Origin of the sequence: Agromyces larvae (genome assembly GCF_022811705.1) — a bacterium.
In the GTDB taxonomy this organism is placed as follows: domain Bacteria; phylum Actinomycetota; class Actinomycetes; order Actinomycetales; family Microbacteriaceae; genus Agromyces; species Agromyces larvae.
Genome location: NZ_CP094528.1, coordinates 1,793,423 through 1,811,285 on the forward strand (window position 1 = coordinate 1,793,423; position 17,863 = coordinate 1,811,285).

Sequence of the window (17,863 nt, forward strand, 5' to 3'; positions counted from 1 at the left end):
CCTTCCGACGAATCACGACACCCTGTGTCGTGATTCTCGACGAGAATGGATCGATGCGGGCGGACCGGCTGGTGTCTCTGGTGCTCCTGCTGCGCCAACGGGGTCGGATGACCGCGAACGAGCTCGCCGGCGAACTCGAGGTGTCGACACGCACGGTGCTGCGCGACATCGAGGCGCTCTCCACCGCCGGGGTGCCCGTCTACGCCGATCGCGGGCGGCACGGCGGGTTCTCCCTGCTCCCCGGCTTCCGCACCGAGCTGACCGGGCTGAATCACGACGAAGCGCTCGCCCTGCTGACCGCCGGAGCCGCCCGCGGCGAGCAGGTGTTCGGGCTCGGCACCGCGCTGGCGTCGGCGATGCGCAAGGTGGTCGACGCACTGCCCGAAGCACACCGGGCCGGCCTCGGCGCTGCCGCGACGCGGTTCCTGGTCGAACCCGAGACCGACCTGCTCTCCCGCCGGCTGATCACCGAAGGCGTGTCGAGCGCCGTGATGGGCGAGGTCCGTCATGCGGTGCTCGCCGGCCGCAAGCTCCGCTTCCACTACGTCGCACCCGACCGGGAGCCGCGGTGGCACACGGTCGATCCGATCGGGCTGGTCACCGTGCGCGAGCGCACCTACCTGCTCGCCACCGCATCGGGGAACGACCGCACCTACCGCGTCTCGCGCATGTCGATCGCCGAAGCACTCCCCGAGTCCGCCGAACGCCCCGCCCAGGTCGATCTCGACCGGATCTGGGCCGAGCGCACGGCACGCTTCCTGTCCGAGCACCGCCTCGCCGTCCGTGTCCGGGTCGATCTCACGCGACGGGAGGATCTGCTGAAGAACGTGCGCGCCGTCCGCGCCGAGGAACCGGACGCGCAGGGCTGGGTCCGCCTCGACGTGGCCTTCGAGGACCTGCGGCACGCCGTGTGGGCGATCTGGCAGCTCGACGCCGCCGCCGAGGTCCTCGCCCCCGAGGAGCTGCGCGCGGCCCTCCGCGACCGGGCTGCGACCCTCATGGCCAGATACGAGGGCAGCGGACGAGCGAGCAGGCCGCCGACTCAGCCCTCGAGCAGCTCCGACAGCTCCAGCCAGCGGGTCTCGAGATCGGCGACGGATGCCTCGAGCTCGCCGAGCTCGTCGCCGAGCACGCCGAGGCCCACATAGTCGGCCTGGTCGTGGCGAGCGAGCTGCTCGTGCTGCTCCGCGATCTGCGCCTGCAGCTTCTCGAGCCGGCGGTCGATCGACGACAGCTCCTTCTCGGCGGCGCGGCGGGCCGCGCCCTCCAAGGCTGAACCGGCCGGGGCAGCCGGGGCGGCCGGCGCGGCCGGAGCGGCCGCACGTGCCGGCGAGGCATCCGTACCGCCCTGGACCTGCCCCGCCCGCAGCCGCAGGTACTCCTCGACGCCGCCGGGAAGGTGCCGCAGATGCCCGTCGAGGATCGCGTACTGCTGGTCGGTGACGCGCTCCACGAGGTACCGGTCGTGCGAGACGACGAGCAGGGTGCCGGGCCACGAGTCGAGCAGGTCTTCGATGGCGGCGAGCATGTCGGTGTCGAGGTCGTTCGTGGGCTCGTCGAGGATGAGCACGTTCGGCTCCTGCAGCAGGATGAGCAGGAGCTGCAGGCGCCGCTTCTGCCCGCCCGACAGGTCGCGCACGGGTGTCGCGAGCTGCCGGCTCGTGAACCCCAGTCGTTCGAGCAGTTGCCCCGGGGTGAGTTCGACCGCTTTGGAGCCCGCGCCGATCGTGTAGCTCGACCGCTGCGCGGCCACGACGGCGCTCACCCGCTCGTCGGCCCACTCGGCGAGTTCGGCGAGCTCCTGGCTGAGCGTCGCGATGCGCACGGTCTTCCCGCGCTTCACCCGCCCGCTCGACGGCGTCACCGCGCCGGTGACGAGCCCGAGCAGCGTCGACTTGCCGGCCCCGTTCACGCCCAGGATGCCGGTGCGCTCCCCCGGCGCGATGCGCCACTCCACGTCCTTCAGGACGGTTCGCGTGCCGCCGCCGGGCGCTGGGAACTCGACGCCCGCGTCGAGCACATCGACCACGTCCTTGCCGAGCCGGGCGACCGCGAGCCGGTCCAGCTCGACCCGGTTGCGGGGCGGCGGCACGTCCTCGATGAGCTGGTTCGCCGCCTCGATGCGGAACTTCGGCTTCGAGGTGCGGGCCGGCGCTCCCCGGCGCAGCCAGGCCAGCTCCTTGCGCATCAGGTTCTGCCGGCGGGCCTCGGTGGCCGCCGCCATCCGGTCGCGCTCGACGCGCTGCAGGATGTACGCCGCGTACCCGCCCTCGAACGGCTCGACGACGCCGTCGTGCACCTCCCAGGTGGCGGTGCACACCTCGTCGAGGAACCACCGGTCGTGCGTGACGACCACGAGCGCGCCCTGCCCGCCCGCCCAGCGCTGCTTCACGTGCTGCGCGAGCCAGGCGATGCCCTCGACATCGAGGTGGTTCGTGGGCTCGTCGAGGAACACCACGTCCCACTCCCCCACGAGCAGCGCCGCGAGCCCGACCCGGCGACGCTGGCCGCCCGACAGGTCGCCGACCCGCCCCTGCCACGGCACGTCGCCGAGCAGCCCCGCGATCACGTCGCGCACCTTCGCATCGCCGGCCCACACGTGCTCGTCGATGCCGCCGACGACGGCTTCGGCGACCGTCAGGTCGGGATCCACGGTGTCGGCCTGGTCGAGCATGCCGATCCGGATGCCGCGCCGCGGCGTGACCCGCCCCGAATCCGGTTCGAGGCGGCCGGCGAGCAGCTTCAGCAGCGTCGACTTGCCGTCGCCGTTGCGCCCCACGATGCCGACCCGGTCGCCGTCGGCGAGCCCGACGGTCACCTCGTCGAAGACGATGCGGGTGGGGAATTCGAGGTGCAGGCGCTCGGCGCCCAGGAGGTGTGCCATGTCCCGTCGAGCCTAGTCGCGCGGATGCCGCCCCTAGAGTTGGGGCATGGATCCCGCCATCGCGACCCTCGCGATCCTGGCCGTCGCGATCGTCGCGTTCGTCTCGGGGCGCGTGCCGATCGGCGTCGTGGCCATCGGCGTGGCGATCGCGCTCTGGGCGACCGGCGTGCTGACCCTGCCCGAGGCGCTCGCCGGGTTCGGCGACCCGACGGTGCTGTTCATCGCCTCGCTCTTCGTGGTGAGCGAGGCGCTCGACGCGACCGGCGTGACCGCGTGGGTCGGCCGCCAGGTGATCGGCCGTGCCGGCGTCCGCCGCAGACGGCTCACCGCGGTCATCGCGCTCATCGTCGCCGTGCTCGCCGCGTTCATCAGCATCAACGGCGCCGTCGCGGCGCTGCTGCCCGTCGTCGTGGTGGTCGCGGCACGCGCGAAGATCGTGCCGTCGCGCCTGCTCATCCCGGTGGCCTTCGCGGCGAGCGCCGGGTCGCTGCTCACGCTCGCCGGCACCCCCGTGAACCCGCTCGTGTCCGACACCGCGGTCGCGGCCGGCGGTCGGGCGTTCGGGTTCTTCGAGTTCGCGCTCATCGGCGTGCCGATCGTGCTGTGCACGACGGCGGTCGTGGCGCTCGCCGGGGGCCGGCTGCTGCCCGAGCGCCGGCCCGCGACCGTCGAGGGGTCGCGCGACACCGAGGAGGCGGCGCGCACCTTCCGCGACGAATACGCGGTCTCACTCGACACGACCTCGCTGTTCACCGCCGAGGAGGGCGTGACCGAGGTCATGATCGCCCCGCGCTCACCGCTCATCGGGCGCCGCGTCTGCGCGGGCATGCGTACGCTTCGCGAAGACCTGCTCATCCTCGCCGTGCGGCGCGGCGACGCCGGCGGGCCGAACGCCACGGACGCCGACCCGGCCGGTTACCTCACGCTGCGCGCGGGCGACGCGGTGCTGGTGCAGGGGCCGTGGCCCGCGCTCGACCGCTACGTGCACTCGCCCGAGGTGATCGCGGTGAGCGCGCCCGACACGCTGCAGCGCGGGGTGCCGTTCAGCCGCGGCGCGCGCCGGGCGGTCGTGATCCTCGCCGCGATGGTGCTGCTGCTGGCGACCGGGCTCGTGCCTCCGGCGGTCGCCGGGCTCGGCGCCGCGGGCGCGCTCGTGCTCACGGGGGTGCTCACCGTGCCGCAGGTGTACCGCTCGATCTCGTGGACGACGGTCGTGCTCATCGCCGGCATGATCCCGTTGTCGTCGGCGATCGTCTCGACCGGGGCCGCCGCCTGGTTCGCCCACCTCGTGCTCGGCTTCACGGGCGGTGGGTCGCCGTATCTGGTGCTGCTCGTGCTCTGCATCGTGACCGTCGCGCTCGGCCAGTTCATCTCGAACGTGGCGACGGTGCTCGTCGTCGCGCCGATCGCGGTGTCGGTGTCGGCGACGCTCGACGTGAGCGTGCAGCCGTTCATGATGGCGCTCACGGTCGCGGGGGCGGCGGCGTTCCTCACGCCCATCGCCACCCCGGTGAACCTCATGGTGATGCAGCCGGGCGGGTACCGGTTCGGCGACTACTGGCGGCTGGGCCTGCCCCTCGTGGTGGTGTACGTCGCCTTCGCCGTGCTCGTCGTGCCGCTGATCTGGCCGTTCTGAGTCGATCGCCGTTCTGAGTCGCTCTGGCCGTTCTGGGCCGCTGATGCCCGGGTCGGGCTCCCGTCAGCCGTGCACGATGCGCGTGCCGCCGACCGGCCCGTGCACGTGCAAGGCGGTTCGCCGAGCGGCGGACAGCGCCACCTGCAGCTCGATGGCCGACTCGGCGCTCTCGGTGAGGAACGCCACCGTCGGGCCCGACCCCGACACGATGCCGCTCAACGCCCCCAGCGAGACGCCGAGGTCGATGAGTTCGGCGAGATCGGGAGCGAGCCGCACGGCGGCGTGCTGGAGGTCGTTGCGCACCGCGCGTGCCAGGTGTTCGGGGTCGCCGGCGCGGAGCGCCTGCAGCACCTCGGGGTCCACCACGGGCGGCCCGGCGGGCGCCGCGGCGGGACCCCGCCGACCGGTGCCGAGCTGCTGCTCGCGGATGCGGTCGAGTTCGGTGTACACGGCGGGCGTCGACAGCCCGTGGTCGGCGACCACCAGCACCCAGTGGAACGACCCGGTCGCCAGTGCCGGGCTCAGCCGGTCGCCGCGCCCGGTGCCGATCGCGGTGCCGCCCGTCAGGGCGAACGGCACGTCGGCGCCGAGCTCGGCGGCCAACGCGTGCAGATCGTCCTTCGAGAGGGCCGTGCCCCACAGCGCGTCGCACGCCACGAGGGCGGCCGCGGCATCCGCTGAGCCCCCGCCCATGCCGCCCGCGATCGGAACGTGCTTGGCGATCTCGAAGTGCACCCCGCCCGGAACTCCCGCGGTGCGCGCCAGCAACCGGGCCGCGCGGATCGCGAGGTTCGTGCGGTCCGTGGGCAACTGCGACGTGTCGACGCTGCCGCTGAAGGCGAGCGTGAACTCGTCGGACGGCCAGGCCCGCAGGTCTTCGTAGAGCGACACCGCCTGGTACGCGGTGGCGACATCGTGGTAGCCGTCGGCGTCGAGCTCGCCCACGCGCAGGAAGAGGTTGATCTTGCCGGGCGCCCGAACGTGCACCGCCTCGTCGGTCGCCGCGATCGTCATGGCACCACGCTAATCGCTCGCCGGCAGCGCCCGCGCGATGCGCAGGAACTCGTCGACGCCGAGCTGCTCGCCGCGCGCCTGCGGGTCGATGCCCGCGAGCTCGAGCACCGCCGAGGCGTCGGCGGCCGATCCGCCGAGCACGCCGGACAGCGCCTGGCGCAGCATCTTGCGCCGCTGCTGGAACGCCGCATCGACGAGCTCGAAGGTCGCCCGCCGCTCGGCCTCGGTGCCGGGCGGGTCGCCGGGGGCATCGCGGCGTGCGAAGCCGACGAGCACCGAGTCGACGTTCGGCACCGGCCAGAACACGAGTCGGGAGACCTGCCCGGCCGTGCGCCAGTCGCCGTACCACGCCGCCTTCACACTCGGCGCGCCGTACACCTTCGAGCCCGGCCCGGCGGCGAGCCGGTGGCCGACCTCGGCCTGCACCATCACGATGCCCGACCGGATCGACGGGAAGTGCTCGAGCAGGTGCAGCAGCACGGGCACCGACACGTTGTAGGGCAGGTTCGCGACGAGCCGCACGGGCGGTTCGCCGGGGAGCTCGGTGACCCGCAGCGCGTCGTCGTGCACGACGGTGAGCGAGGTGCCGGGCTGCATCAGGGTCGCGGTGTGCGGCAGCTGCTCGGCGAGCCGGCCGTCGATCTCGACGGCGACGACGTTCGCACCCGCCTCCAGCAGGCCGAGGGTGAGCGACCCGAGTCCCGGGCCGATCTCGAGCACCGTCTCGCCGGCCTCGACCCCGGCGGTCTGCACGATGCGGCGCACCGTGTTGCCGTCGTGCACGAAGTTCTGCCCGAGTTTCTTCGTGGGCGTCACGCCCAGGATCTGGGCGAGGTCGCGGATCTCGGCCGGGCCCAGCAGCCGGGGCATGGTCGGCGCGTGCTCGCCCTCGTGCCGATGCACGATCAGTCCCCGCCCCCGGTGGTGGTCACGGGCTCATCCTGCCACGAGCCGTACGCCCGAACCGTGTTCGACGCGAGCTGCGTGCACAGCTCGGCGAGATCGGCCCCGAGCACCTCGGCCATGAACCGCACCGTGTGCGGCACCAGATAGGGGGCGTTCGGGCGCCCGCGCAGCGGTGCCGGCGTGAGATAGGGCGCGTCGGTCTCGACGAGGATGCGCTCGCGCGGCACCACGGCCAGGGCCTCGCGCAGGTTCCCGGCGTTCTTGAACGTCACGTTGCCCGCGAACGAGCAGTACCAGCCCGCGTCGGCGGCCAGCCGGGCCAGGTCGATCCCGCCCGAGAAGCAGTGGAACACCGTGCGCTCGGGCGCACCGACGCGCCGCAGGGTCGCGACGACCTCGTCGTGCGCGTCACGGTCGTGGATCTGCAGGGCCAGCCCGTGGCGCTTCGCGATGTCGATGTGCGCCTCGAACGAGCGGAACTGCGCCGGCCGCCCCTCCTCGTCGGTGCGGTAGAAGTCGAGCCCGGTCTCGCCGACGGCGCGCACGCGCGGGCGGGCGGCCAGTTCGTCGATGACGGCGAGCGCGTCGTCGAGGTCCCCGGATGCCTCGAGCTCGGGCGCCTCGTTCGGGTGCAGTGCGACCGCGGCGAGCAACCGGATGTCGCGGGCCGCCGCCTCGGCCGACCACCGGCTGGTGGCGACATCCGTGCCGACCTGCACGGCGCCCGCGACGCCCGCCCGCTCGGCGCGGTCGAGGTGCTCGGCGACGCTCAACGGCAGCACCCGCCCGTCGTGCCGGTCGTCGAACTCGAGGTGCGTGTGGTTGTCGTAGACCGGCACCGGCAGCGGCGGCTCGGGCACCGGCGGGTACTCGGCGGAGCTCCCCGAGCCCGTCGAAGGGAGCCGACCCGCGTCGGTCACTCAGCCGCCTCGACGCGCGGGAACAGCGCCTCGAGCGGCGACACCTGCGAACCGAGCGTCGCCTCGTGCGCCCGGTCGATGCGCTGCCCCTGCACCGTGCCGGGAGCGCCGAGCGCGGTCCACAGCTTCGCGGTCGCCTTCGGGAGCACCGGCGAGAGCAGCACGGCGAGCGTGCCGAGCCCGTGGTACGCGGTCGCGAGCACGGCCTCGAGTCGCTCGCGGTTCGCCGGGTCCTTCGCGAGCGCCCACGGCTCCTCGCTCGTGATGTACCCGTTCAGGGCGTCCACGAGCTCCCACACCGCCGCGATCGCCTCGTGGATCGCGAGACGGTCGATCGCCTGCCACGAGGCATCCGTCGCCCGTCGCTCGACCTCGGCGACCGCCTCGTCTGCCGCGGTCCGCGCGCCGTCGACCGCGGCGGGCACGACCCCGTCGCAGTACCGGGTGATCATCGCGACCACGCGCGAAGCGAGGTTGCCGAAGCCGTTCGCGAGCTCCGCCTGGTAGCGCGCCGCCATGTCCTCCCACGAGAACGAGCCGTCCTGGCCGAACGAGATCGCCCGCAGGAAGTAGTAGCGGAACGCGTCGGAGCCGAACGTGTCGGTGATCTGCGACGGCGCGATGCCGGTGAGCTTCGACTTCGACATCTTCTCGCCGCCGACGAGCAGCCAGCCGTGGCCGAACACGCCGCGCGGCACCTCGAGGCCCGCAGCCATGAGCATGGCCGGCCAGATCACGGCGTGGAACCGCAGGATGTCCTTGCCGACGATGTGCTGCGCCGGCCAGCGGCGCGCGAACTCCGCATCATCCTCGCCGTAGCCGATCGCGGTGATGTAGTTGAGCAGCGCGTCGAACCACACGTAGACCACGTGCGAGTCGTCCCACGGCACCTTCACGCCCCAGTCGAACGTCGAGCGCGAGATCGACAGGTCGTCGAGGCCCTGCTTCACGAACGAGACGACCTCGTTGCGCGCCGACTCGGGCTGCACGAAGTCGGGGCGCTCGTCGTAGAGCGCGAGCAGCCGGTCGGCGAACGCCGACATGCGGAAGAAGTAGTTCTTCTCGTGCAGCAGCTCGACCGGCTTCGAGTGGATCTGGCAGACCAGCTGCCCCTCGTACTCGCCGGTGCCGGGCTCGAGCTGCGACTCGGTCTTGTACTCCTCGCAGCCGACGCAGTAGTAGCCCTCGTACTCGCCGGTGTAGATGTGGCCGTCGTCGTAGAGCTTCTGCAGGAACTGCTGCACGTTGCGCTCGTGCCGCTCGTCGGTCGTGCGGATGAAGTCGTCGTTCGCGATGTCGATCGTCTCGAGCAGCGGCTTCCAGGCGTCGGCGACGAGCTGGTCGGCCCACTGCTTCGGGGTCACGCCGTTCGCGGTCGCGGTGCGCAGAATCTTCTGGCCGTGCTCGTCGGTGCCGGTCAGCGACCAGGTGTCCTCGCCGGCCTGGCGGTGCCAGCGCGCGAGCACGTCGGCCGCCACCTCCGTGTACGCGTGCCCGATGTGGGGCACGTCGTTGACGTAGAAGATGGGCGTGGTGATGTAGAACGAGCGGCCGTCTGGCATTCCTGCATTCTAAAGGGGAGGGATGCCGCGTTACTCCTCGTCGCGGGCCGCCCGCTCCTCGCGGTGGCGCCGCCGCACGCTGCCGTCGGCGATGGCGGGCGGGATCTGCTCGGTCACCTCGACGTGCTCGTGGGGGGTCGCCACCCCGAGGGTGACGTCCTGTTCCTTCAGAGCGGGCTCGTGCGTGCGCTGGGCCGGGTAGTCGACCACCCGCATGCCGAGCACGATCTTGCCGGGTGCGTCACGGCGGTCGAGCGTGCGGTACGCGTCGGCGACGTGCTCGAGCGGCACGATGTCCGCGATCGGCAACCGCACCTTGCGGTCGGCGATCGCCTGCGCGATGCGTTCGAGCGCGACCCGGTCGCCGGGTTCGACGATCGACGCGCGGCCGCCCTCGACGGCGGCGTGGTCGAGCGTGGTCAGCACTCGCGACGGGGCGACGCCGAGTTCGGCGGCCGCCTCCGCCTCGCCGCCCAGGAAGTCGAGGAATGCCGTCACCGGGCCGGGTGCGGCCGCCCGCACCCGCTCGGCGAGGCCGGGCCCGTACCCCACGGGGATCACCCCGAACTGCCGCAGGAAGTCGAAGCGCGCGTCGGCCGTCGTGCCGATCACCGTCGCGCCGTGCAGCCGTGCCAACTGGGCCGCGAGGCATCCGACCCCGCCGGCCGCAGCGGTCACGACGACCGTGTCGCGCTCGCTCAGGCCGAGCGATTCCACCGCCTGCCAGGCGGTGGCGCCCGCGACCGGCAGCGCGGCCGCGATCTCCCAGCCGACGCCGGCCGGCCGGTGCACGAGCGCGGCTTCGGGGGCGACGACGTGCGTGGCGTGCGCGCCGGAGTCGACCAGCCCGATCACCTCGTCGCCGTTCGCGAAGCGCGTGACCCCCTCGCCGGTCGCGACGACGAGCCCCGCGAACTCGCGCCCGGACGCCGCCGGCAGCACGGGGTGCCGCCCGTCGGGCGCCTCCCCCCGGCGGGCCGCGCTCTCGGCCGGGTTGATGCCGGCCGCGAACACCTCGACGACGACCTCGCCCGGCCCCGCCTCGGCGGCCGGCACCTCGACGACCTCGAGCACCTCGGGCCCCCCGAGGCTCGAATAGCGCACTGCGTGGTTCATCTCGCACCTCCGGTGCGCGGCGAAGCCGGCGCTTCGACGCGCACCTCCATTGTCCCTCCGCCGTGTCGGATGCGAGAGGGGTGGACACGGGCGCGAGGATCGTGCACGCGTCGTCGACGCGGCGCACGGTCGGTCAGGCGGCGACGCGCACCGCGTCCGGCACCTGGTCGATGGGCACCCCGAGCGGCGCCGCGTCCATGAAGATGTGCCACTCGGCGACGAGGTCGCCCCGCCAGCGGATGACGTCGACGTTCGGCAGGCGCACGACCTCGCCGTCGGCGCGTTCGACGTCGACCTCCATCCGCACCACCGACACGTCGGGTTCGGGCTGCCATGCGTCGACGATGGCGTGGCGGATGCCGCGGATCGACCCGAGCACCCCGCCGATGCCGGCGCCGACGCCGGCGATGCCGGTGAGCGGCGCCTCGTTGCCGAATCGGAAGACGACGTCCTCGGCGAGGCGGGCGCCGAACTCGGCGATGTTCCCCGAGTCGATCAGTGCGAAGAGTGCGTGGACGTCCCTGGTGGCGACCGCATCGGTCATGGCTGCTCCTTCGAAGCCTCGTGCCGGCCGGGCGGATCGCCGACCGCAGCACGATCGTAGGGCATTCCGGGCAAGAAGTGAACCGTGATTCACACGCCGGCCGGGTCGGTCGCCGGCGTCAGGTCGCCTTGCGGGCCTGCAGCGCGGCTTCGTACAGTTCGCGCCGGCCGAGCCCGGTGGTCGCCGCCACCTGCGCCGCGGCCTCCTTCAGGCGCACGCCGGATGCCTCGAGCTCGAGCACGCGCGCGAGCGCCGACGCCGGGTCGGCCACCGCCTCCGGCGCACCGCCCACGACGATGCAGATCTCACCGCGCACCCCGCCCTCGGCCCACGTCGCGAGCTCGCCGAGCGGGCCCCGCCGCACCTCCTCGTGCAGCTTCGTCAACTCGCGGCACACCGCCGCCGGGCGGTCGGCGCCGAACGCCTCGGCGAGCGCGGCGAGGGATGCGGCGAGCCGGCTCGGCGCCTCGAAGAAGACGAGCGTGCGGCGGTCGGCGGCGAGCTCGGCGAGCCGGCGCGCCCGCTCCCCCGCCTTGCGCGGCAGGAACCCCTCGAACGCGAACCGATCGGTGGGCAGACCCGACAGGGCGAGCGCGGTCACCGGAGCGCTCGGCCCGGGAATGCAGGTCACCTCGACGCCCGCGGCGACCGCGGCCTGCACGAGCGGGAAGCCCGGGTCGGACACGGTCGGCATCCCCGCATCGGTGAGCACCAGCACATCGGCGTCGCGGGCGAGTTCGACGAGCTCGGGCGCCTTCTGCCGTTCGTTGTGCTCGTGCAGCGCGATGAGCCTCGGTCGGTTCGCGATGCCGAGCCCCGCGAGCAGGCGCTGCGTCACGCGGGTGTCCTCGGATGCGACGGTGCCGACGTCCTCGAGAGCCTGTCGCAGCCGCGCCGACGCATCGCCGAGATTGCCGATCGGGGTCGCGCCGAGGATGATCATGACACCCAGTCTGGTGCACCCGGTGATCTGGCTTAGGGTAAGGCGCATGACTGCGTCCGACGCCGCCCCCAGCGCGGCGCCGGCCGAGCCCACCGGCACTCGCCTCGACCGCTGGTGGGCGCGCACGCTGTCGACGCCCCGCCGGCGCGCGCTCTGGACGTGGGGCGCCCCGATCGCGGTGACGCTGATCGCCGCCGTGCTGCGATTCTGGAACCTCGGCCACCCGCAGTCGCTCGTCTTCGACGAGACCTACTACGTGAAGGACGCGTGGAGCCTCTGGCATCGCGGCTACGAGGCGGCCTGGCCGTCGGAGTACGACGACGACTTCGCGAGCGGCGACACGATGGGGTTCTACACGAGCGGCTCGTACGTCGTGCACCCGCCGCTCGGCAAATGGCTGCTCGGCCTGGGCATGGCGCTGTTCGGCGCCGGCGACGCCTTCTGGTGGCGAGCGGCGACGGCACTGGCCGGCACGCTCGCCGTGCTCGTCATCACGCTCGTGGCGCGACGCCTGTTCGCCTCCACGCTGCTGGCGGTGATCGCGGGCCTGCTGTTCGCGGTCGACGGCAACGCCATCGTGATGAGCCGGGTCGCCCTGCTCGACACCTGGCTCATGCTCCTGCTGCTCATCGGGTTCTGGTTCGTGCTGCTCGACCGCGACCGCAGCGCGCGGCTGCTCGCCGACCGGGTCGCGCACCGCCGGGCCGAGGGCGTCGACCCGCACTACGGGCCCGCGCTGTGGGCCCGGCCGTGGGTCGTGGCGGCCGGCGCCGCGTTCGGGGCGGCGTGCGCGGTGAAGTGGTCGGGCATCTGGTTCATCGCCGCGTTCGGCATCTACCTCGTCGCCGTGGACGCGGTCGCACGCCGGCGCGAGGGGCTGCCGCTGTGGCTGAGCGGGGCGCTGCTCAAGCAGGCGCCCGTCACGTTCCTGCTGTTCGTCCCGGTGGCGGTGGTCGTCTACGTCTCGTCGTGGACGGGCTGGCTCCTCACCGACGGCGGCTACTACCGCGACTGGGCGACCCAGCTCGGCAACGCCGCCACGGGCGGGTTCGCCTGGGTGCCGCTCGCGCTGCAGAGCCTCTGGCACTACCACGAGGCGGCGTACTCGTTCCATATCGGCGTGCACGGGTCCCACCCGTGGCAGTCGAATCCGCTGACCTGGCTCGTCATGGGCCGGCCGACGAACATGTACTTCCGCGAGGTCGGCTGCGGTGACGGCGGCACCTGCGTCGAGTCGATCATGGGCATCGGGAACCCGCTGATCTGGTGGGCTGCGGCCGCCGCGGTGGTGTACCTCGTGTACCGGCTGGCGAGGTACCGCGAGTGGCAGGTCGGCGCGGTGCTGCTCGGGCTCGCGGCCGGGTACCTGCCGTGGCTCGCCTACCCCGAGCGCACGGTGTTCACCTTCTACACGATCGCGTTCCAGCCGTACACCACGCTCGCGCTCGTGTTCGTGCTGGGGCTCATCCTCGGGTCGCGCGACGACCCGACGTGGCGGCGCACCCGCGGCATCGCCGTGGTCGGGGTGTTCCTGGTCGGCGTGCTCGCGGTGTCGGCCTTCTTCTTCCCGCTCTGGACGGCGATCCCGATCGACCCGACGCTGCGGCAGCTGCATTTCTGGCTGCCGAGCTGGGGGTGAGCGGGCGGCGCTGAACGGGCGCAGCCTCACCCGAGCCGGGTCGCGTCGAGGATGATGCGTCCGTGCCCCTGCCCCGCTTCGAACCGGCGTACCGCGTCCGCGGCGGCCGACATCGGCATCACGCCGTCGATGATCGGCGTCAGCCGACCGTCGCGCACGAGCCGGCCCACCGTCGCGAGGTCGGCGCCGTCGCGGTGGGCGGCCAGCACCCGCAGGTGTCGACGGGTGACGAGGTCGCGCGTGGCGACGGCGGCGATCCGCGGCAGCGGGCCGAGCGTGCGCCCGCCGGCGCCGGTCGACGACACGAGGGTGCCGCGCGGCGCGAGCCGGGTCATGAGGTCGGCGAGCGTGCGGTGGCCGGTGAGGTCGACGATGAGGTCGTAGCCGACCCCGTGATCGGAGCCCGAGTGCGTGCGGTCGGCGACGTGCTCGGCCCCGGCGCGCCGCACCAGGTCGAGCCGGGCGGGCGATGCGGTGCCGGTGACGCGCGCGCCGTGCGCGGCGGCGATCGCCACCGCGAGCAGGCCGACATTGCCCGACGCTCCGGTGACGAGCGCCTTCATCCCGTCGAGGCCGGTGAGATCGCGATCGGATGCCTCGCCGGCGGGCAGACCCATCCGCAGCGCCTGCAGCGCCGTGACGCCGGGCAGCGGCAGCGCCGCCGCCTGCACGAGGTCGACGCCGCGCGGAATGCGGGCGGCGGCCGGCGCCGGCAGCACGGCGAACTCGGCCCACGCGGCATCCGCCTCGCCGTGGACGCGATCGCCGATCGCGAAGCCCTCGACGCCCTCGCCGACCGCGGTCACGGTGCCGGCGACGTCGCGGCCGAGCACCGGCTGCGACGGCCGGCCGATGCCGAACGACAGGCGTGCGATGCGCGGTTCGCCGCGGAGGATGAACGCATCGGCCGCGTTCACCGCGCTCGTCGCGACCCGCACGACCAGTTCGCCCGCGCCGGGCGACGGTTCGTGCACGTCGGCCACCTCGAGCCGTTCGGGGCCGCCGTACCGGCGGCGCACGACGGCCCTCATCTCCCGGCTCCCGCGATCGCCACGACGACCGCGCCCACCTTGCGCCGGGTGTCGACGCGTGCGTGGGCCTCGGCGATCCGCTCGAACGGCACGACCCGATCGATCACGGGCGCGAACTCGCCCCGTGCGACGAGTCCGCCCAGCTGTCGGAGGTCGTCGCGCTTGCGCTCGGTCGGCAGCAGACCGGTGAACGAGATCGCCGCACGCCGGCGCCGCAGCAGCCGGGTGAGCGGCATGAGCACGAGCGCCGAGAGCGACGGCGGCGTCGGCAGCACCGCGCCGTCGGCGGGCACGGGTTCGGGGATGGATCGCTCGGCGAGGTGCACGACCTCGGGCGGTCCGTAGCGTTCGAAGACGGCGGCGAGCACGGTCAATCCTCCTGTGGTTCGTGCGGCTCGGGGTACTGGAAGACGTCGTCGAGGCCGACCCCGAAGACGTGGGCGATCTGGAACGCGAGCTCGAGCGACGGCGAGTAGCGCCCCTGCTCGATGGCGATGACGGTCTGCCGGGTGACGCCGATGCGGCGCGCGAGCTCGGCCTGGGTCATCTCGTCGGCGGCGAATCGCAGGGCGCGGATCGAGTTCACGACGTGGGTGGGCTTCACCATTCCTGGAACCCGCCCCGACGGTAGGCGACGAGCTTCGTCAGCGACGAGAGCACCGCGGAGATCACGAACGAGAGAGAGACGAGGTTCGCGATCCAGAACCAGTCGAGCCGGAACCAGCACAGCACCATCGCGCCGATCGCACCGATCACGATGAACGAGTTGCCGACGCGATCGCCGGTGCGGTCGATCTCGCGGTCACGCGCGTCGGGCTTCTGCTGCTCGCTCGGCCAGAGCATCTCGATGAGGATGCGGACGACGATGCCCGCGACGATCGCCCCGCCGATCGTCCACACCATCGGCCAGACGAAGTCGACGTCGGCGATCGGCGTTCCGGCCAGCCGCGGCAGGAGCAGGCCGAGGTACACTCCGTACCCGACGACGGCGATGGCCAGGAACGACCAGACGCCCTTCTCCTCGTACGACATGCGCGACCCCCTCGTGACCTGTCAAGAATGTTTGACACGCTCAAGGTAAACGAAACCAGACACCGTGTCAAGATTTTTTGACATGATGGTTCGAGGTCAGTGCGAGCCGTCGACGAGCTTCAGGCCGACGACGCAGCCGACGAGGCCGGCGATGAGGGCGAGCTTCACCCACGAGACTTCCGTATCGCCCGTGATCATCGCCCAGACCACCGTGAGCGCCGCGCCGATGCCAACCCAGACCGCGTACGCGGTGCCGGTCGGGATGTCGCGCATCGCCCACGCCAGACCGCCCATCGACAGGGCCAGCGCGCCGAAGAACACCGCCGACGGCCAGAGCTTCGTGAAGCCCTCCGACTTGCCGAGCGCGGTCGCCCAGACCGCCTCGAGGACACCCGACAGGATGAGCACGACCCACGCCATGACCGATCACTCCAACGTGCCAGTCTTGTCGCGTTCCGGGTACTGGGTGCCCTCGTCCGGCGTCGCACGGTCGCGACGTGCCCTCACGCTACCAAGCGGATCTGATCAGGCGCTGTGCAGGCGGGCGCTGTGCAGTCAGGCGCTGTGCCGGGCTTCGTCGATCTCGCGCTGATCGCGAGCGCAGCGGATGCCGCGCAGCGGGTCGGCAGGATCCCGACGCGGAACGGCAGTCGTGGCATCCGGTCGCCGCGCGTCGCGGCGCATGATGGAGGCATGGACCTCTCCACCGACACCGCCCTCATCGTGATCGACGTGCAGCAGGGCTTCGACGACCCGGTCTGGGGCGCGCGCGACAACCCCGATGCCGAGGCGAACATCGGCCGGCTCGTCGACGCCTGGGCGGCCGCCGGGCGCCCGATCGTGCTCGTGCGGCACGACTCGATCGAGGCGGGCTCGCCGCTGACGGCGGGCACGCCCGACAACGCCCTGAAGGACGTGGTGGCGGATGCCCCGCACGACCTCTTCGTGACGAAGCACGTGAACTCCGCCTTCTACGGGCAGCCCGATCTGCACGGCTGGCTCTCGGCTCGGGGCATCCGCTCGCTCGTGATCTGCGGCATCCAGACGAACATGTGCGTCGAGACCACCGCCCGCATGGCCGGCAACCTCGGCTACGAGGTGGCGCTGCCGCTCGACGCGACGCACACCTTCGACCTCGAGGGGCCCGGCGGCGTGCGCCTGGCCGCCGCCGAACTCGCGCGCGCGACCGCGGTCAATCTGCAGGGCGGCGGGTTCGCCGAGGTCGTGACGACCGACGCGCTCGTCGGGTAGCGGCGGGCTCCGGCTACGGTTTCGGGTCGCGCGCGTCGTACGCGCGGAAGCTCGGCAGCACGCGCAGCAGCACCGCGAGGATCGCCATGATGGCGAGGCCGCCGAGCACCGGCGGGAACCAGAGCGCGACGAGCGAAGCGAGCACGCCCGCGTAGAGGTCGCCGATGCGCGGGCCGCCCGCGACGACGACGGTGAAGACCCCCTGCAACCGGCCGCGCATCTCGTCGGGCGCCGCGGTGAGCAGCATCGTGGAACGGAAGATCGCGCTCACCTCGTCGGAGGCCCCGGTGCCGGCGAGCGCGATCGCGGCGAGCACGAGCGCCACGACGTTCGCCTGCCCCCACTCGGGGCCGACCGGCCCGAACCATCCGGTCTGCATGGCGGCGAGCACCGCGCCGAAGGCGGCGACGAACGCGCCGTACACGATGATCGCGCGACCGATCGCGATGCCGAAGCGGTGCACCCGCGCGACCGGGCCCGAGAACACGCCGGTGAGGAAGGTGCCGACCGCCGCCGCGGCGGTCAGCACGCCCACCGTGACCGGCCCGCCGCCGATGACCGTCGCGCCGACCGCCGGCAGCAGCACGAACGGGCGGCCGAAGCTCATCGCGACGATGTCGACCAGGAAGCTCGCACGGATGTTCGGCGCGTGCCGGAGGAACGCCACGCCGTCGCGCAGCGACTCCCAGCCGGGCCGCGCCGTGCGGCTGAGCGGTCGCAGCTTCGGCAGGCCGAGGATGCCGAGGAAGCCCGCCGCGAACAGCACCACGTCGACCGTGAAGGTGAGCGGCAGCCCGATCGTCGCGACGAGCACGCCCGCGAGCGCGGGCCCCGCGGTGAGCTGGATGCCGCCCGAGATGCCGCCGAGCGCGCTCGCCCGCGACACGTACGCGGCCGGGAGCAGCCGCGGGTACACCGAGAACCGGGTCGCACCGCTGATCGTCGAGGCGACCGAGTTCACCGTGGTGACGAGGTAGAACGGCCACACCTCGCCGCGACCGCCGTCGGCGGCGAGCGCGGCGTCGACGGCCGACAGCACGACGAGCGCGATCGTCGAGGCCCAGCCGACCAGCGACGACACGATGAGCACGAGCCTGCGGTCGAACGCGTCGGCGAGCATGCCGCCCCACACCCCCGCGACGATCATCGGCACCAGCGCGATGCCGCCGACCAGCGCCACGGCGAACGTCGACGAGGTCATCGCGTAGATCTGCAGCCCGACGGCGACGACGGTCAGGTGCGCGCCGATCCCCGAGATCGACGTGCCGATCCACAACCGGGCGAACGCCGGCGAGATCCGCAGCGGCGAGAGGTCGACGAACCGGCGACGCGCGGGCGCGGTGGCCTCGGCGGGGGTCTCGGCTGGGCTCACGAGCATCCATCGT

18 protein-coding genes and 1 riboswitch are annotated in these 17,863 nt (G+C 72.8%); of the genes, 4 read left to right on the plus strand and 14 right to left on the minus strand.

Features of this window, described 5'->3' with window-relative positions; translation table 11 throughout:
• Positions 1 to 53 precede the first annotated feature (53 nt).
• Positions 54 to 1,148: a helix-turn-helix transcriptional regulator gene (locus MTO99_RS08550; RefSeq protein ID WP_256461041.1), complete on the plus strand. Its 1,095-nt coding sequence runs from the start codon at positions 54 to 56 to the stop codon at positions 1,146 to 1,148.
• Here the strand turns inward: MTO99_RS08550 and MTO99_RS08555 are convergent.
• Positions 1,043 to 2,884, minus strand: a complete 1,842-nt coding sequence (locus tag MTO99_RS08555) for an ABC-F family ATP-binding cassette domain-containing protein (protein WP_243558402.1) — start codon at positions 2,882 to 2,884, stop codon at positions 1,043 to 1,045. The two genes, MTO99_RS08550 and MTO99_RS08555, sit on opposite strands and share 106 nt — an antisense overlap.
• Before the next feature lie 46 nt (positions 2,885 to 2,930).
• Here MTO99_RS08555 and MTO99_RS08560 point away from each other — a divergent pair, with 46 nt between their 5' ends.
• A complete protein-coding gene (locus MTO99_RS08560) occupies positions 2,931 to 4,520 on the plus strand; it encodes an SLC13 family permease (protein WP_243558403.1) in 1,590 nt (529 codons plus the stop codon).
• 63 nt (positions 4,521 to 4,583) lie between these two features.
• Here the strand turns inward: MTO99_RS08560 and MTO99_RS08565 are convergent, their stop codons facing one another.
• From MTO99_RS08565 to rsmI, 7 genes are all read right to left on the minus strand, one after another.
• The gene (locus MTO99_RS08565) at positions 4,584 to 5,534 is read right to left on the minus strand and encodes a 4-(cytidine 5'-diphospho)-2-C-methyl-D-erythritol kinase (protein WP_243558405.1); all 951 of its coding nucleotides are present in this window, start codon (positions 5,532 to 5,534) and stop codon (positions 4,584 to 4,586) included.
• Between the two features lie 9 nt (positions 5,535 to 5,543).
• Positions 5,544 to 6,404 carry a 16S rRNA (adenine(1518)-N(6)/adenine(1519)-N(6))-dimethyltransferase RsmA gene (gene rsmA / locus MTO99_RS08570; RefSeq protein ID WP_243559035.1) on the minus strand — a complete coding sequence of 287 codons (861 nt, stop codon included), beginning with the start codon at positions 6,402 to 6,404 and terminating at the stop codon, positions 5,544 to 5,546.
• A gap of 35 nt (positions 6,405 to 6,439) precedes the next feature.
• Positions 6,440 to 7,360 carry a TatD family hydrolase gene (locus MTO99_RS08575; RefSeq protein ID WP_243558406.1) on the minus strand — a complete coding sequence of 307 codons (921 nt, stop codon included), beginning with the start codon at positions 7,358 to 7,360 and terminating at the stop codon, positions 6,440 to 6,442.
• Positions 7,357 to 8,922, minus strand: coding sequence for a methionine--tRNA ligase (gene metG / locus MTO99_RS08580; protein WP_243558407.1), 1,566 nt, complete (start codon positions 8,920 to 8,922; stop codon positions 7,357 to 7,359). Before metG ends, MTO99_RS08575 begins: the two co-directional genes overlap by 4 nt.
• Positions 8,923 to 8,952: 30 nt before the next feature.
• Positions 8,953 to 10,038: an NADP-dependent oxidoreductase gene (locus tag MTO99_RS08585; RefSeq protein ID WP_243558409.1), complete on the minus strand. Its 1,086-nt coding sequence runs from the start codon at positions 10,036 to 10,038 to the stop codon at positions 8,953 to 8,955.
• A gap of 133 nt (positions 10,039 to 10,171) precedes the next feature.
• On the minus strand, positions 10,172 to 10,582 hold the full coding sequence (locus MTO99_RS08590; RefSeq protein WP_243558411.1) for a nuclear transport factor 2 family protein: 411 nt from the start codon (positions 10,580 to 10,582) through the stop codon (positions 10,172 to 10,174).
• A 118-nt stretch (positions 10,583 to 10,700) separates the two neighbouring features.
• Complete coding sequence (gene rsmI / locus MTO99_RS08595) at positions 10,701 to 11,525, minus strand: 16S rRNA (cytidine(1402)-2'-O)-methyltransferase (protein WP_243558413.1); 825 nt, start codon at positions 11,523 to 11,525, stop codon at positions 10,701 to 10,703.
• 46 nt (positions 11,526 to 11,571) lie between these two features.
• On the opposite strand from rsmI, the gene MTO99_RS08600 reads away from it, so the two are divergent.
• Entirely contained in the window at positions 11,572 to 13,164 is a 1,593-nt protein-coding gene (locus tag MTO99_RS08600) for a dolichyl-phosphate-mannose--protein mannosyltransferase (RefSeq protein WP_243558414.1), read from the plus strand.
• A gap of 26 nt (positions 13,165 to 13,190) precedes the next feature.
• Here the strand turns inward: MTO99_RS08600 and MTO99_RS08605 are convergent, their stop codons facing one another.
• The 5 genes from MTO99_RS08605 to MTO99_RS08625 all read right to left on the minus strand — a co-directional run bounded on the left by MTO99_RS08605 (position 13,191) and on the right by MTO99_RS08625 (position 15,647).
• Positions 13,191 to 14,195, minus strand: a complete 1,005-nt coding sequence (locus MTO99_RS08605; RefSeq protein ID WP_243558415.1) for a quinone oxidoreductase family protein — start codon at positions 14,193 to 14,195, stop codon at positions 13,191 to 13,193.
• Positions 14,192 to 14,563, minus strand: a complete 372-nt coding sequence (locus MTO99_RS08610; protein WP_243558417.1) for a zinc-binding dehydrogenase — start codon at positions 14,561 to 14,563, stop codon at positions 14,192 to 14,194. Before MTO99_RS08610 ends, MTO99_RS08605 begins: the two co-directional genes overlap by 4 nt.
• A 2-nt stretch (positions 14,564 to 14,565) precedes the next feature.
• Positions 14,566 to 14,802 carry a helix-turn-helix transcriptional regulator gene (locus tag MTO99_RS08615; RefSeq protein ID WP_243558419.1) on the minus strand — a complete coding sequence of 79 codons (237 nt, stop codon included), beginning with the start codon at positions 14,800 to 14,802 and terminating at the stop codon, positions 14,566 to 14,568.
• Positions 14,796 to 15,227, minus strand: a complete 432-nt coding sequence (locus MTO99_RS08620) for a hypothetical protein (RefSeq protein ID WP_243558421.1) — start codon at positions 15,225 to 15,227, stop codon at positions 14,796 to 14,798. Before MTO99_RS08620 ends, MTO99_RS08615 begins: the two co-directional genes overlap by 7 nt.
• 96 nt (positions 15,228 to 15,323) lie before the next feature.
• A complete protein-coding gene (locus MTO99_RS08625; protein ID WP_243558423.1) occupies positions 15,324 to 15,647 on the minus strand; it encodes a DMT family transporter in 324 nt (107 codons plus the stop codon).
• A gap of 15 nt (positions 15,648 to 15,662) precedes the next feature.
• Positions 15,663 to 15,729: riboswitch (guanidine-III (ykkC-III) riboswitch) on the minus strand.
• A gap of 191 nt (positions 15,730 to 15,920) precedes the next feature.
• On the opposite strand from MTO99_RS08625, the gene MTO99_RS08630 reads away from it, so the two are divergent.
• Positions 15,921 to 16,478 (plus strand): cysteine hydrolase family protein, encoded by a 558-nt coding sequence (locus MTO99_RS08630; protein WP_243558424.1) that lies wholly within the window; start codon positions 15,921 to 15,923, stop codon positions 16,476 to 16,478.
• A gap of 13 nt (positions 16,479 to 16,491) precedes the next feature.
• On the opposite strand, the gene MTO99_RS08635 is transcribed toward MTO99_RS08630, so the two are convergent.
• Positions 16,492 to 17,850, minus strand: coding sequence for an MFS transporter (locus MTO99_RS08635; protein ID WP_243558425.1), 1,359 nt, complete (start codon positions 17,848 to 17,850; stop codon positions 16,492 to 16,494).
• Between the last annotated feature and the right edge of the window lie 13 nt (positions 17,851 to 17,863).